The 17084-nt window shown below is 50.6% G+C and carries 5 protein-coding genes; all 5 read right to left on the bottom strand.

Annotated features, from left to right (window positions below; genetic code table 11):
* Nucleotides 1-2575, bottom strand: a 2575-nt coding sequence (locus tag J7438_RS22250) for a PhoH family protein (protein ID WP_209278296.1), incomplete at its 3' end; no start/stop codon positions are given.
* 288 nt (nt 2576-2863) lie between these two features.
* Entirely contained in the window at nt 2864-9154 is a 6291-nt protein-coding gene (locus tag J7438_RS22245) for a transglutaminase-like domain-containing protein (protein WP_209278295.1), read from the bottom strand.
* Nucleotides 9155-9245: 91 nt separating this feature from the next.
* Nucleotides 9246-11147, bottom strand: coding sequence for a WD40 repeat domain-containing protein (locus J7438_RS22240; RefSeq protein WP_209278294.1), 1902 nt, complete (start codon nt 11145-11147; stop codon nt 9246-9248).
* A gap of 884 nt (nt 11148-12031) precedes the next feature.
* Nucleotides 12032-12292: a DUF4116 domain-containing protein gene (locus J7438_RS22235; RefSeq protein ID WP_209278293.1), complete on the bottom strand. Its 261-nt coding sequence runs from the start codon at nt 12290-12292 to the stop codon at nt 12032-12034.
* Between the two features lie 4 nt (nt 12293-12296).
* Complete coding sequence (locus J7438_RS22230; RefSeq protein ID WP_209278292.1) at nt 12297-16928, bottom strand: DUF4116 domain-containing protein; 4632 nt, start codon at nt 16926-16928, stop codon at nt 12297-12299.
* Nucleotides 16929-17084: the final 156 nt, after the last annotated feature.

The raw sequence follows: 17084 nt of genomic DNA, 5'->3' as shown, positions 1-17084 counted from the left end.
CGGCAAGCCGGTTCATTGATGCCTGCCGCCGTTCCTGTAACGCTTGCCCGGTGGCGACGGCCAGACAGGATTTACCGGTACCCGCCGGGCCATTGAGCTCAATGATCCTGTGCTGTCTGAGCATGGTGGTGAGCTGTTCAAGCCGCTTGCCCTGTTGCTGCTGATGATGGCAGCTGGCCTGCAGCCAATCTGAGGCCAGTGTCTGCAAGGAGGTTGTCAGTTCCGAAAAGGCGTGTTGAAGCGGCTGTTGCAGCTGCTCCAGTGGCGCAGACGGATGGCATTGGCTAATGGCGGTCAGTTGCTGGTTCAAGTCCCGGGCTTGCCGATGCACCGGGATACTCTGGCTGCCACAGACCCGCAGGGCATCGTACAGCAGGCGCAGGCGATGGCCGGAACAGGGATGAATATTGTCGTCCAGTACCGGCAAAAGATCAGCCTCAATGCCCTGTTGAGGGAATATTGAGTGGATAATGGCGGCCATCTTTGCGGTGCAGCGCAGAGAAGGTTCGCCGAAAATAGCGGGCAAATACTCGCCCAGTGCCGGTGCCATATAACGAGCCAATGGCCAGAAATGATCGGCCAGATCCTTTGGGTGCTTCAGGGCTGGCAGGGTGTTCAGGATGGCAGCAATGCCATCACGATCAACCTCTGCCATGGAATCCGGAAATATCGCACTGATCTGAGCTTTGACAAAACTGTAAATGGTTGTATTACCCCGCACCGGATGGGCCAGTATCTTATTCAGGGCCTTACGCCAGTGAAAGGGCTCCAGAGTCCCGGCGCGATCCAGCCGCTGTTCAATGGGGAGCTGAGCCTCCAGCAGTTTCAGAAACTCAGCCGGTGCCTGAACCGGAATGACCGGATAACTTTTATCCGGGCTCTGGGGCAATGTCCGAATGCGGGACAAAAGACAGCCTAATGGCCGGATTGCATCGGGATGGCGGGACGAAAAGGGTTTGATCAAACCGGGGGCGGCCATAATGGATTCTGCCAAAATGGACTCAGCTTTACCGAGCTCAGCTATTTCAGGCTCAAAACTGTCAGGCTCAACACTGCCTGTTGACTGATCGCTCCCGGTATCCTGCTGCTGTTGCCAGCGTTGGAACCATGGACTCTGGTCAGGCCGTCGGTCAGCGGGCCAGACTATATGCAACTGGCAGTTGGGCAGAGCTTTTTTCTGGCCGTAAATCCAGAGATAGGGCTCTGGTGCCAGTAGTGACTCCAGATGTCCTGTCAGGATCGGGGTATGTTCCAGCCCGGACAGCACCACCGGTTGACCCTTAAGGAGTTGTGTCAATAACGGGGTTTCTCTCAGCTGGAAACTCAACTTGCCTGACAGTTTCAGCTTGCTGGTAAACCAGAGCTCCTCCCATTGCTGCCCGGAGGCCAGTCGATAACAATGTGCAGCAACATTATTGGCAACACTGCCGGTATACAGCCTGACAACACTATTACCGGAAGACTCTGGCAAAGTGCCTGTCACCAGTCCGGGGGCGACGGGCAGTGATTCCGTCCGATGTTTCAGGATCAGCCATTGTTCATCGGTCAGCTCACCGCTGATCAGCAGCTGGTCAAATTCGCTGGCCATCTTATGAAAGGTATCGGTCTTTTGCAGGGTGTTTTCCTGTGCGGACAGGTCACTGAAGACCGCGCTGAAATTATGGGTATTGATAACCCCGCAGGTTTTACCGGGTAACACCGGTGTGTTGTTGACGGCTTGTTTGAATGCCGTGATATTCTCGGTCGGGGTGTGATATTGCTGCAAAACCAGTGATGCTGGCAGCTCCACCTGTTCACCATTGGCGATGAAGTAGCCTTGCTCAAGAATGTCCGACAAATGTTGCCAGAATGGGCTCTTGGCATCCGGCGGGTCCACCAGGCAGATGGTCACAGGGTCAGGCTGGCTGCTGATCACTCCGTTGCGAAAATACTGTTCTCCATTATTGTTGATGGCCAAGTTGCCAAACAGGCTGGCAAAGACATCCTGACCCGCACAGTGAACCAGCAAACTCCCGGGCTCTGGCGGCTCCGTGCGCTGGCTTACTAACCAGGATGGCACAGCGGCTGGGGTGACATTGAAGGTTGCTGAAGAGGATCTGTCCCGGGCAAATATCCGACGCCAGAAATCCGGTCCGGGAGCATCCGGCTGGTATATTAAATCATTTTTGGCCAGAACAACCCGGCTGACTGTCGTGCTGATGGGGATGCCATCCAGCCGGGGTGGATTCTCCAACAGCTCATTCAATGAGGCCAGCTGTCTGGGCCTGAGGTTGTCACAATCGAAAATCAGGGTGATGGGCACTGACTGATAAATAAGCCCGGGACGCTCGTTTTTTTGTCCGGGAGTTGGATAATAGTACAGCCTTCTTAACGGGTGATGATCCAGGTCGTTCGGATGCCGGATCATAAAAAGAAACCCGGTGCCTGTCTTTTGCCGATAGAAACGGATCAGTTCATCCTTTGCATCAATGGATTCAAAAAAATGAAACGCATCACCAACCGGCGATGCCGATTGCTTCAGGTGACTGATGCAATCTGTGATGGGCGTGACGTTTCGGATTGGGCTGGTATGCACACTCTCCGCTGACACTTGTTGGGCAAAATGCAGCTGCACATTTTTGACCAACAAGACTGCTGTTACTCGTGTTTTTTCATCGGTGTTACCGGGCCGTAAAGAATCGTCTGCGGAATTTGCCAAACTTTTTTGAGCAGGGTGATTGTCATTGTGCACATTAACTACGGCACTGGGCTGAACAGGAAACATGTAAATAGTACTTTTCTGATAGTAATTGCGGTCCGTCAGCCAACTTAGATGGTGTAAAACGGGAAAAGTTCCTCCCTGATTTGGTACTGTTATTTGCGGTTAAAGAGTGGTGGCATCAGGCTCATTGATTAAGCGTTTTATTTGTTTCAGTGACTCCTGGCAATTCAGAGCGATACCCGGAGAAAAAATCCCACTGCCGATCAGGTTGAAATTTTGCCCTGCCGGACTTTCAAAGATGGTGACCTGGTCACAGAAGTTGCCGACGATTAACACCCGGAATTTTTCCAGGTCTTGGCATATCACCGGGGTATATATTTCAGCAGAGCGTTGATCGCTGATCAGGCGAATTAACTGCCGGTTCTGTTCTGCATGATCGATGTAATCATTAAAGAGCGTGGCAGTCGGATCATAAGGAAGTTCGTCACAAAACAGAGCCCCCGTCTGTCGATTGCCGGCCAGTTTGAGGGCATCCATCGCCCTGTTGATCAACAACTGACTGGAAAGCATCAGGGTGTTGGTCTCCAGGTAACAGGTTGATTTCTCCGGGAAACAGGGCTCACCACGGATCAGTCGGGCAAGATCCGGTCTGCCCCGGGAGGAATGGCACCAATAAACATCGGTAACAGCCATCTGAGGCAATGTTTCCCAGTCATACAGCAGGGAAAAGTTGTCGGCCTCCGAACTGTCCCTGACATTTTTCAGCCAGGTTCTGTTGATGGACTCTACCCGGAACAGACGCTGCTCCAGTCTTTGTGCCGTACCATCATGATCAAACTTGAACCGGGTCACGGCCTGCAAGCTTTGCACAGGAAGGACGGGAAAGTCATTCGGGCTTTGCAGATACAGTTGCCAGGCAAATTCCGACCACTGACAGAAGCAGTGCTGTTTTGGCGATTGAAAATCTTTTGACCTGATGAGCATACAGTGGCTCCAGTCAATAATGGCTTTCTTTTCCGGAGGAGCAAGGGTACCAAAATGGTCAATGGCGTGTCTGGCTGCCAGCAGATACTGTTCCGGTGCCAGAATGTAGGCAATATCAAATGCTGTGATACGTTGTCTGTCTCCTGACAACGAATATTGATGTTGGGCTGATGAGTGCCTGCTCATGGGGATAGGGCGGAAATTTTTCCGGAACTCTTCCAGAACGGCGTCTTTGACAAGGCTATTGGCCTCTTGAGGCAGTGCGAATTTAGAACATTGCCATTGCTGGCACAGGGAGATGACCAGTGACAGGAGCCGGTTCCAGCCGGAGGCATGACTGCCTGTACCTTGTCCGACAGGTGAGTTGACTGGCGGCGTCGGCACTGATACGTAGATACCTTCCCATTTCGGCTCAGGTAAGTATGTGACAATGCTTTCGATACCCCATAAATCGCAAAGTCGCCACCCATTGCAGGATCTGACCTCAACAAAATCATGTGATTCCGATTTTACTATCCGGGCTTCGATACCCCAGTAAAGACAGAGTAATTGAAACAGAAATGCGCGGTGGCGACAGCTGCCCTGCTGCTCCTGCAACAATCGCTTGACCAGGCTGATGCCGGTTTCGACAAAGTTGTGTTCGTAAGAAAACGCTCTGAACCAATCGATCAGGGCCAGCAGCCGTTTGGACAGATTCCTTATCTGCCCTATTTCCCGCAACTTCCGATAGCCCGGAAAGTGCGTTGGTTGCTGGATGAAAACCTCCTGATCCAGATGTACTTTGATCAGGGATGGGCATCGCCGGGGTTGCGTTTCGATGGAATCGGCCGACGTTAACGGCTTAAAGTACTTCGGATCGGGTTTGATAATAAAGCCCACAGCCACCGGTTCGGTTAACCGGGAACGGATAAAGTACTGGCCAGTCTGGTTGTCCTGTGCCAGCTCCAGCGGTGCCTCTGCCGGGATGGTGTGCAGACCGGTTAAACGGTCTGCGGCCGTCAGTGATGGCAATGGCTGCCATTCGCTGCCCGGTTTCAGTATCAGGCGTCCGGTGGTTTCACCCTTTTTCAGATGACTGCGCCCAGCTAACATGGGCAAAAGAAAACTCTGATCGACAGGACGCTCTGGCAACGGGCTTCGCACTAAATTCTGGTCAGTGGTCACACTGACTGTGAACAGTTCCAGTCGATACAGCGCGCTATCCCACTGACCAGGAAAAAACCGGGTTACATAATATTCTTTAGACACTTCAGGGGAAATTCCCAGGCTGAAAGTCTCCGGTGATTCCGAATCTTTGGAAGATTCTTTTTCTGCTGACTGGCCGGGAATACAGGGCCATTCAAATTCAGGCTGGCAGCTGTTCAAATAGGGTCGCCACTCCCGGCGCAGATACTCAGGCAACTGCCCCATAGAGATGCGGGTCAATCGATCGGCGACCTGAAGCAGCTGCGGCAGCGTCAGCTCAAGGGGAAGGCATTGCTGCCGGAGATTGTCATTAATACCATGGGCGCAAGCGGTCAGCCACCGACTCAGTTCCTCTGATACCCCCATGGCTTGCAGCCTGAGCCGGTAGTCATCCCGGGTATCATGGTGGATATGAACGCCGGTAAATCGACTGGTCAATGACGGCGGGAATGCGGTCCGCCCGGGGTAGGTGGGCGGATTAACGGTACCAATCAATTTGAACCCGGCCTTGTGAGGCAGCGGCAGGCGGTCATTGAGAAACTCTTCCAATGCCCCGGAAGGAATAATATTGAGTTCACTGACCACCAGCACCTCACCCAGACGCCAGGCACGGTTAAAAGCCTGCACAAACTGGTTAAACCGGTCTGGTGTCCCATTGAGGTGCTGATAGCCTTTACCGGTTTGCTGTTGCCAGGTGGTCAGGGTCAGCAGTAACAGGGCATCCTTACCCCACCCGGCAGCCCCTTCCACCACCATGGCAACCCTGCCCGGTTCCCTGAGTTGCAGAAATTGCCAGCAGGTTTTTATGTAGTCTCTGGTGGCCGGAGTATTGATGACCAAAGGCTTCGGTCGCTTTTGATTCACCTCTGTCAATTGGCTGAAAAACTGCTGGAAAGCCTGCTGGTGTCGGTCAAGCACCTGATCGTCAGCCTGGCCACCACTGCACCAGTAAGCTCTGAGCGCTTGCCACTCCGATCGCCTGTCCTGATCGATCCGCCCGCCCAGACTTTGCCGGCACGCTTCGGCAGCCAGTGCGAATATTTGTTCATTGCTAACGGGGCAGGCTGTACCAACAGTGAGCATTCTGAACCGGGCCATGATGTCGTTCAGATCCCTTGGTGTCAGCTCGTAGTCTGTGGATAACAGTTTTTTATACTCTGCGAGCAGAGACAGGATAGTGGCCGAAGCGGTGGACCTCAGTTCCATGGGCCAGTCATCCGGCAGAAGTGGCGCAATGATGGCTTGTTTCAGGATGGACTGCGGCAGTGGCCGGTAATAGAGGTTCAGAATCCGGCTTTTCAATTCAGGATCCAGATGCCGCCCCGGATAATTCTCTGGATTACCGGTGAGCAAAACCCGGTGTTTCTCTGTTAACCTGATCGTCTGGCCATTGACGCAGAGCCTGGGAGGCGATTCCAGCAGACCACTCAGTGGCGACAATAGCCCTTGCGGCACCAGATTGGCTTCATTAATAACCAGCAGGCCCGGCTCACAACTTTTGGCCCAATCCGTTAGCTGGCCCGGGAGCGAATGAGAAGCCAGGTGACCAAACCAGTTTTTCTTCAGGGTCACGGAGCCGTAAAGGTACTCCCATGTGGTGTTTGGTCCCAGAGTCAGCGTTGTCACTGCCTGTTGGCCAAGCTTTGCGCCAATGGCCGCAACCAGCCAATGCTTTGATGCGTGTTGCAGTTTCTGCATTGCCTGCCCGGCAGCCAAGGCCAGACAGGATTTACCGGTGCCCGCCGGACCGGTCAGCTCAATAATTTTATGCTTATCGAGCATGGCAATAAGCTGCTCCAGCCGCCTGGCCTGTTGCTGTTTATGACCATGGCTGGCCTGAAGCCACTCTGCGGCCAGTGTTGACAACGAGGTAGTCAGCAGCTGTTCAGGAAAGTAGCGCAGCAGATGCTGCTGTAGCTGCGGGGTTGGCTCAGACGGATGGCACTGGGTAATGGCTGACAGTTGATGGTTCAGAACCATGGCTTGCTGATGCACCGGGAGCCCCCGGTGGTGGCTGTCTCTGGCAAAGGCCAGCAGGGCATCGTAAAGCAGGCGCAGACGATGGCCGTGACAGGGTTGAATGTTGCCACCCAGCACCGACAAATGATGTGCCTTGATGCCCTCTTCAGAGAATATTGATTTGATAACGGCAGCCATCCTCACGATGCAGCCTTGGGCAGGGCGTTCTTGCAAAGTAGCAGGCAGGCAGTCGGCCAGTGCAGGTGCCATATAACGGGCTAACGGCCAGAAATTAGCCAACAGGTCCCGTGGGCGCTGCGGGGCAGGCATGGTTTCCAGGATGGCTGCGATGCCATCACGATCAACCACTGTCATGTGATCCGAAAACCGGGCGCTGATCTGTGCTTTGACAAAACTGTAAATAACATAATCACCGCGCACGGGATGGGCCAGTAACTTATTCAGGGCCTTGCGCCAGTGGAAGAGGTCAAGAGTCTCGGCACGATCCAGACTCTGTTCAATGTGGAGCTGAGCCTCAAGCAGTGCCAGGAATTCAGAAGGTGCCTGAACCGGAATGACCGGATAGCTTTTGTTCGGGCTCAGGGGCAAGAGCTGAATGCTCTCCAGAAGGCGGCTTAATCGCTCCATAGCCCCGGGATGGCAGGCGATAATGGATTGGGCGGGATCGGCACGGCTGGTTGACTGACTATCCCCGGTATCCTGTTGTTGCCAACGCTGGTGCCAGGAACTCTGGTCCGGTAAATGGTCACCGGGCCAGACAATATGGAGCTGACAATTGGGCAGAGCAATTTTCTGGCCGTAAATCCAGAGATAGGGCTCAGGTGCCAGCAATGACTCCAGGTGCCCTGCCAGGACCGGGACATGTTCCAGCCCGGTCAGCACCACCGGTTCACCCGCAAGAAGTTTGAGCAATAAGGGGGAATGGCTCAGCCGGAAACTCACTTTACCGGAAAGTTTCAGTTTGTTGGTAAACCACAGTTCCTCCCATTGCTGCCCTTTAGCCAGTTGATAGCCGTGGGCGTTGCTGGCAACATTGCCGGTATACAGCCTGACAGCAGGGTCACCGGAGGGCTTTGGCAAAGCGCCGGTCACCAACTTGGGGGGGACAGGCAGTGATTCCGCCCGTTGTTTCAGGACCCGCCATTGCTGATCGGTCAACTCACCGGTAATGAACAGCTGGTCAAATTCGCTGGCCATCTTCTGAAAGGTATCGGTCTGTTGCAGCGTGTTTTCCTGTGCGGACAGATCACTGAAGATCGCGTCGAAATTATGGGTATTGATAATCCCAAAGTTTTTTTCGGGTAACACCAGTGTGCTGGTTACTGCTTGTTTGAATGCCCGGATATGGGCTGTCGGGGTGTGATATTGCTGCAAAACCAGTGATGCTGGCAGCTTCACCCGTTCACCATTGGCGATGAAGTAGCCTTGCTCAAGAATGTCAAACAAACGGTGCCAGAACCGGTTCCTGGCGTCCGGTGGGTCCACCAGGCAGATGGTGACAGGTTCTGGCTGACTGTCGATCATCCCTTTGCGGAAATACTGTTCTCCCTCACTATTGATGGTCAGGTTGCCAAACAGACGGGCAAAGATATCCTGACCAGCACAATGAATCTGCAAACTCCCGGGCTCTGGCGGCTCGGTGCGAAGGCTTACGGACCGAACAACGGCCTCATGGGTGGGACAAGAGGAATTGAAGGGTGCTGAAGAAGATCCATTCAAGGCGAATATCCGACGCCAGAAATCCGGACCGGGAGCGTCAGACTGGCGTATTAAATGTTCTTTAGCCAGAACAACCCGGCTGACTGTCTTGCTGATGGGCCTGCCATCCAGCCGGGGTGGGTTCTCCAACAGCTCATTCAATGAGGCCAGCTGTGTGGGTCTGAGGTTGTCACAATCAAAAATCAGAGTGATGGGCAACGACTGATAAATAAGCCCGGGATGTTCGGTTTTTCTTCCGGGAACGGGGTAATAGTGCAGCCTTCTTAATGGGTGATGATCCAGGTCGTCCGGATGCCGGATAACAAAAAGAAACCCGGTGCCGGTCTTTTGCCGATAGAAACGGATCAATTCATCCTTCTCGTCCCCGGATTCGAATAAATGAAACGCGTCTCCAACCGTTGGTGCCGATTGCTTCAGGTAGCTAATGCAATCGGTGATGAGCGTGACGTTACGGATTTCACTGAACTGTGGAAGATTGTCTGAAGAATTCGCCAGCCTTTTATGAGCAGTTACAACAGAATGATCACTGGCTGGCGAATGGTAATTTTGCCCATAACCCGCAGCACCGGGATGAATAGTAAACATATAAATAGTCGGTTTTTTTTATGTTAATAATTCCGGCCAATCCACTACATTTGATGCTGTAAACTGGGAAAAGTTCCTCCCTCACCTGGTATTACTCTGAGGGTGTGATCTTCCAGATGCTGGCACTTCTGTCGTCATCACAGGTAAAGAGCACTCGTCCAGAGGGGCTGAAACTGCCTGTAGAGAGTTTGGTGCCAGTGTTTCCAACTGCTTTTTCGCGCCAATGGCCATTGCTGTCGTAGCCGTGGATTTTAAAGTCTCCGTCCTCGTCCCGGGCCAATATCTGGAGCATTCCGTGGCTGTGGACAGTATCGTCGCTGTCTACTTCATTGACAGCATGGTCAATAACGCCTCTCTCGGTCCATAAGCCGTTATCATCACACCCCCAAAGGATGATCGTTGTCGAAAAACGAAATTTCCAGCATAGCCGAAGCATCTGCTCCGTAGCGCTGAATATGGCTTTATGGACACTGAAATAATTGTTGGCAGTTGCAGGGCGGTAGATCCTGGCTTTGACCATCGAATTACCCTCACTGTCAAAACTCCAGATCATGGCTATTAGTCCTTCACCGCCATCATGTGTGGTCAGAACATAGCGCCCTGATGGGCTGATGCTGGCATGATAAATTTTCTCTTTTGACTGGATTTTTTTAAATTGGCAACGGGCTTCATTGCTAACATGCACGACATGAACATTGTTCTGACCGTCCTTCTTACGCTCATTGATCATAATACAATTGGATGCCGGGTCATCGCTGAAGCAGACTTGCAGATCAGCATCACCATAATAACCTTTTTCTTTGATTATCCATTGGTCCCGACTGTTGTTATAACTCAGGATTTGAACAAGGCCATTTTTATGATTGGCGGTCAGCAAGATGTTTTCTGATGCACTGAATGCCGTATACACAGATAACGGCTGGCCATGAATTACGTTCGTTTCAACATAGATGCCTTTGTCGTTCAAACTCCAGAGTATGATTTTCTGGTCATTAGTGTGGATCATTAGATGCCGTGCTGACTTACTGAAGTTGACCTTAAATCCTCTGGGGTAGTTAAGGGATCCCACCTCTTGCCAATGGTCACCCACACGGCCAATGATTTTCAGAGTGTTTTCGTCTGAATACACAGTCTCGGTGAAGATAGCAGCATGATCTCCAGCCTCACTGAAGGCAGCACGCACTTTCTGCTTGTTGTTGCAGTTTGGATATAAATATTGGCATCTGACTTTGCCGTTGTAGTCAATGCCAAACATTGTGCCACCACTTTTGGAAGTGACCAGAATGTCATTGCCAGAAGGGCTGAATTGAAACGACAAATCCTTAACCCCACGGATCCTGGATTCTTGTACCCAGCCGCGATCAACCTGATAAACGCAAAGCATGAATGTATCATGGTCGTCATCGTCACTACTGGCGATCGCCAGTGCCCGCTCCGTGGGTGAAAATTGAACATTCTTAATACTGTCTAAATTATTTATCTCTGCTTGTTTTACCCAGCTGGCCCCATCCTCAAAGCCCCAGACTTTGCAGAATCCTTTTGCCGCAGCCAACGCATAGCGCCCGGAAGTGCTGAAGATGGCGGTAATTGCTTCTTCGCTCTTAAGTACGACCTCCTCCCGCCAGTCATCCCTGTCATCACAACTCAAGCAATGGACTTCCTTGACGCTCCAGAGAAAAGCATGACGCTCCGAGGGGCTGATAATAGGCTTATTGATCCAACTATTAAGGTGAATAACCCGTTTTCGCTCAAGTTCATAAACGGGACACTCGATCATCTTTTGTATCTCCCCGGAGAACACCTTTGGACGGGTGGTGGGTTGTTTGTTCTGCTTTGTTTGAGCTTCATCAGGGCTGGCATACAGGCGTTTAAAAGGAGAATTTGCCTTAATGTCTCGGGAGGTAACCACCGGGTTGAGCTGTCCAAACGCTTTTTGCAACGCCAAAATCTCGCCACAGCTCAGATGAGTAGAAATATCACCGAGTTTGTTCAAAGGTATCCCAGTAAAATGCCGCAAATTAGCGGAAGCTGCAGAGTTAGCCGGATCTGCGTTTTGATTCATTCCATTATCTTGAGGAGGCAGTAAACTTGCTGTTATTTCCTGTTTACCAGAACAAAAATTCATTCTTTTGATATCCTTAAATTTTCATGGAAAAAGTGATTGTTATTTGAAATGACTGCAACTATTCATATTGTGATCTGATCCGTTATTGGGGATTTTCTAAAAGACTGCTTAACGAAGAAACAACAGACATGCGTCACTGCAATTTATTTGACTTTAGTATTGATAAAAAGTTCATAGTAAATAAATTTATTTAATGGAATCTTTTCAGGAATTAGCAGTCTAATATTTTTTGCAAATAATAATATCAATTTCCGCTCTGGCAGGACTCTAGAGGTTAATATGAACGTTTTTGGGAATTTCGAAAAAGGATATTTTTTTACGGCCGTCCGGAATGCGGCAGAAAAGGTTATCAATTCTGATCCGTGTCAGGGGTGCTATAAGTATTCACGGTCTGTGAAAGCGTGCCTGCCGGAGGTATGCTGCCCAAAACCGTCGGAAAACTCCCCATTAGTCACACAGCCGCTACTTGGGCGAGAGAATGTGACTGAGCAACCAAAGGAAGTGGTTATTGTTGAGACTGAGGGAGGCTATCTCGGCGCATCATCGAATGAAGTGGATTCGGGGCCACATTCTATATTGGCGTTTCCTGTTCCTTATGAGTCCTTTAATCCATATTCTGAATCATCGTCTGCGTCACAGCATGACTCATCGCTTGAGCCACCGCCGCCACTTTCGTCCCTGCTACGCTATTTCAAGTTGCCGTGTAGCTGAAAACCGGGTTATACCAATTAAGCCTTCTTAATATGGTGGTATCAATCAATTTTTTGTTGAATACACGCCACAACAAAAGGTCCGATATTATCAATTGCTGCCTCAATGATTTCAGGCTTGCTTTGTAATGAGGGGCCAACGTACAGAAGGGCTCTACCATTGTTCTGCAAGGCAATGTTGACCAGCTCCGGATCATTGCGGCAATGGTCGCTGGCAAATTCCAGGAGCCTGACCGAGAATAGCGCCCGTAGCGAGGATGGCAGAAAATTGAGGATGGCAGAAGATTTTCCGGTTCTTTTCAACCATTCAATGGGACTTACGGGCGATGGCTTGTTGATAATACCTTGCTGCAACAGGCCCGGCATAGTTAACTGCTACCGAAATGATTTCGGGTTTGCTTTGTAATGAGCGGCCAATATACATCAGGGCATTACCATCGTTTTGCAAGGCGATATTGGCCAGCTCTGGATCATTGCGGCAATGGTCACTGGAATAATGCAGCGCCTGTGGATTTTCTTGCACGGCAAGTTTGACCACTTCCGGACAACCCTTAAGCGCGTCACTGGCAAACTTCAGCGCCATGCCGGAATTCTGCACCGCCAGCTTGACCAGCTCTTTATTGGCTCGCAGTTCCGGGGTGGCATACTCAAGAGCTAAACCGTTTTGTTGAACGGCCAGACGGACAATACCCTCATGGCCACACAGCGTTTCACTGGCAAACCTGAGCATTTCACCATTACCTTGCACGGCGAGTTGCGCTAACGCTTGATCATTTCTCAGTTGCTTATCGAGGTATTGAAAGTTCTCGGGCTTTTTGGACACGGCAATGGCACATAATTCCTTATTTTTACACTGATCCCCATTAAGATATTGGTAAATAGGGCGTGTAGGGTTATGGTCACTGACAGCCAACCAAAGGTAATTTGGATCATCACGGAATTGCCTGGCGGCATAAGCCAGCGCAGAACCTGAATTTTTCAGCGCTGCGGTAACAATTGTCGGATCAGCTCTTAACCGTTCACTGGCGTATTCCAGGGCAACCCCTTTATTTTTGACGGCTGCCAATACGATGTCTTCATCATCCTTAAGTCCTTCACTGGCAAATTCCAGAACTCTCCCCATATTCCCGACAGCTTCTTTGACCAGTGCTTTATCCGCTTGAAATTCAAGCCCGACATAAGCCAATGCAAAAGGGTTAGAGCCAACCGCCGTGTACACTACCTCTCGATCATTATTCAAATCCGGAAAATATTCCAGTTGGCTGCCGACATCCTTTAGCGCCAAAAACTTCAAAATCAGTTGCCGATAGAGCTGGTGGTCGTTAAGCAGGTTTTTCCGGAAAATTTTAAAAGATAATCGATAGGAATCATCGTTATGATTGCGCTCCATCGCTAACAGAAGAAGCTTTTTATAGGATCCGGGATGTTGTTCCAGATACTCAGATGCTGCATTACAGGAAAGAACCAGTGATGTGTTTTCAACGGCTGTGGTTAATAAGCGCTGAAAAATCACAGGATCGGATGATAACTCTGTCCCTATAAAGGCAATTATTTTTCCGGGATTTTTTGTTGTATTTGCCAGGGCGTACTCGATAATTTCAATGTCGTTTTTAAAGCATTCCGGTGCACCGGTAATAGCCTCAGGGTGGCTTTTGATGGCGGCAAAAACTATTGTCCGCTGATTGCGTAATTCAGGGGCAAGGTATTTCAGAATGTGGCCATTTTGCGACACCAGACGTGTGGCCATTGTCTCGTCAGCTAACCAGTTAACGTATTTGTTCACCAGGGGACTGGCTTTGGCAGGATCAAACAGTAGCCAATGCCAGAGTATTTTCTGACGGTAGGTATCGAGTTGATCGTTCAATGCTTCTTCAATACGGTTGATGGGAGCCTTAGAGAATATCAGCGCCGTTTCAGCCAGATGACGAATCGCCATATTTTGGGTGCAGTGGTTTATCAGTGAATTTTTGTAGATGTAAGTGTAGCACCAGTAGACATGCTCCAGGGCAAATTGATTGGCTTCACAGAAAGCGGGATTATTCAGCCTTTCCCTGATTACAGCCATACTCCATTTCGTTTGACTTTCGTCCAGGTTAATTGCTCCCAGAAGAAAATCAGTATTGCTCAATTTTTGCAATACACTCAGGATGTCCACAAACATTCGCTGCAAATCTTTTTTGTCAGGCAGATGGGTGAATTCAAAAAGGATCTGGCCAGCCTGTCCATTGAAATGAATGTCCGGGGCACTGCAACCGCTATTTTGCCGATATTGAGACAGGGTTTGCGTCAAAAACCACAGCCGCTGAAACTTTCCGTGTCGGTGTTCTCTTGATGAATGAGCCAGTGCCTCTGCATAACACATCCGAAAGGTCCGTTGTTTGCCTCCGTCGGCTTGTTCCAACAGGTCGATGGTACACGCATGGTGCCCGAGCTGTATCGAGAATCGGGTACTGCCTGGCATATTGAGAACGGTCACATTTGGGGCCTCGAATTCCCTGAGTGCTTCACGGCAAGTGTCGTCGAATAATGGTTCTTCCTGAGACGTTGAGAAATCAACAATCTCGATATTTCCATAAAGAGGCCTCCTTATTGTGCTCACTTCACCCTGCCCTGAAGCGGTGGCCACGGGCCAGAGCCTGGTGAGAAAACATTTGTGCAACCATAGAATCAGTTCATGAACGCTCTCGATGTTGTGCACCTGATTGACAGCTTCAAGCCGTTGCAGGTGGTCTTTTAATAACTGGCAATAGGCCAGCCATTGTTGAAAATCCGAACCTGAGGCCAGTAACTCCCTGCCAGGCAGAAATGGCCTTGTGACCTGGGCAAGGGTTTGTTTAACCTTTGTTTGCACCAGCGCCAGTTGTTCGCGAAGCTGTGTTAACTCCTCATGGTATTGCTGCTCAAGATCAGGATCGGCGGCTGCACCCAGCATTAAAAACCGTTCGTAGCCAGAGAGAAAAGCCGCAATCTCTTGCATAAAGTTGTCGATCTCCTGAACACATCCCTGGACAATCTCTTGTCGCTCGGGGTGCATGCTCAGTTGGACAACGCCGGTTTTGGACAGGCATAAATGAATCAGTCGCTCAGTCCCGAGAAAATCCAGGAGCCTGGTGTTTTGCTCCACAAGCCAGGAGAACAGACGTGCTACCGACGGTTCTTTTTCCGGCTCCGCAGGCTGGTATGCCTGCTGGGCAGCCTGTGCGGCTTGATAATCAGCGGTGGCCGATTTGTCACTGAAATTCAACAACGCCTGTTCCCGATCACCCGGCAATAAAAACCCGCCGGACTCTTTCTGAAACTTCCCACACACCAGCGTTACCCATTCCTGCGCATCATTACCGGGCCACCATTGAGGCTGCTTAATCCCCACACAGGGTATGCCCTCCTGCCTCAGGCTGATGGATATATGGTCGTTATTGGCCCATTTGTTGAAGACAACCCCCTTTGTTTTTTTCAGAACCTCAGGGGCCAGTAGCCAGTCACCCCCATGGTCACAAAAAAGAATGACATTGTCAGGCAGACTGCTCCCGTTGACCGGACCGCTGATGGCCAGCGCCAACCCTGAGCCACAACCGTCGCTGATGACGGTACCCTGATCCAGAGACCGGGGAGGAGATGCCATGGAAAAATGGCTGCCGCCGGGCAGGCAGGTAATCGGGCGTCCCTGCAAAAAAAGGACCTGGCCATCCGGATCAATGGCAAATTCAAAATCCACAGGGCACAACAACGCGTCTTCCAGTGTCTTCCCCCCCTCAACCAGACGGCTCAGTTGGTCTTTGCCAATGAACTCAGCCGTGGCAGCAGCAGGTTCAAATTTGACCCACTCTTCCTCATAGCCCCCCTGTTCATTGGTGCGTAAAATGAATCCATACTCAGGATTGCCGGGTTTGAAGGTGGCCTCCCATTGCTTGCCGTTGCGCTTGATCTCATAACCATGGGGAGTGATACCGTATTGACCGGACACCACCGTTTTGGGTTGCCCCGATCCACACTCGATCAATAACGTGCCGTCATCAATGCCACGATAACTCATGCCGACCCCGCCAACGCAACATTGAATGCACTGTTGCAGGATAATTGCCATCCCTTGCGGGGCTGTTGGGGAAAAAACGGCGGAACGGTAAGCAGAAGCGAGCACTTTAAGACAGGTTGCCACGATATCCGCCTGGTCATGCACCTGGGATTGATACTTGCCGGCCTGGGCGTTACCAAAGGCGTCCTCAGCCACGCCGGAGCTGCGCACGATGATCGGGCTGTCGGGCTTAGCCAGGTCGGTGCGTAAATCCTTATAAATAGTGCGCATTTGGTCAGCAATGGGGAGAGCGCTTATTTGCTGATAAAAATCCGGGCCAGCAATAAACGAAGAGAGCGCATCGAGCCAGCGCTGTTGTCTTGTTGTTGGATTGCCTGATGGGTTACCTGCTGGTGCCATTTGGGTAATCCACTGTCTTATATTCACCAGAGTGGCCGTTGCATGGGGAAACTCATGGCCATCATCCAGCATGGCCAGCAATGGGCTGGCATCGAATGGAAGCGCCTCAAGGTTCTGCACGATGCTTGTCTCAATGCAGCGAAATGGCGGGACAGCTAATCCTGCGCTCTTCATCAGGGTCAGGAACATCCCTTTTCCACCTAACAATTTCCGGTTTGGAATAGTCGGGGAATCAACGTTCAGCTGTGATTCGGTACAGCGCCTGGTTTTTAATGGCAGTGCAAACGTTTCAGTAATTTTTTGGCCGGTGCTGTTGTTAGAAGGAGTAAACGTGGTATCAATCCCGGAAGTTTCACACTTTCGATTTGAAGATAAAGCGTGAGTTTTTAAAGTGCCTGATACCGGAATTGCACCATTGGCAATGTCAGCTCCCCCTGCACCGGGCAAACAGGTGGAACCAGAGCCTGTGACCGAGTGGCTAATAATCTCTGACTGTGCTTTAAACATGGCAACATCCGCTGTTTACTATTTTTTAAACATGATATTAAAAAGAGAAAACTTCGAAGAAATAAGCTTCAATAATTAATCAGTTAATTTTGTATAAATCAGTAACAAGACGGTCAGTTATAGTAACACTGTTATTATTTGGAAAATGGTGCTTCC

Source organism: Thalassotalea sp. G20_0, from assembly GCF_017744175.1.
In the GTDB taxonomy this organism is placed as follows: Bacteria; Pseudomonadota; Gammaproteobacteria; order Pseudomonadales; family Endozoicomonadaceae; genus Endozoicomonas.
The sequence above is the reverse complement of the archived record's forward strand: the minus strand, read 5'-3'. Positions and strand labels throughout refer to the sequence as shown.

Coding starts and splice junctions, on each gene's coding strand:
- J7438_RS22230 (WP_209278292.1), bottom strand. CDS start 16,928: ATGTTTAAAGCACAGTCAGAGATTATTAGCCACTCGGTCACAGGCTCT.
- J7438_RS22245 (WP_209278295.1), bottom strand. CDS start 9,154: ATGTTTACTATTCATCCCGGTGCTGCGGGTTATGGGCAAAATTACCAT.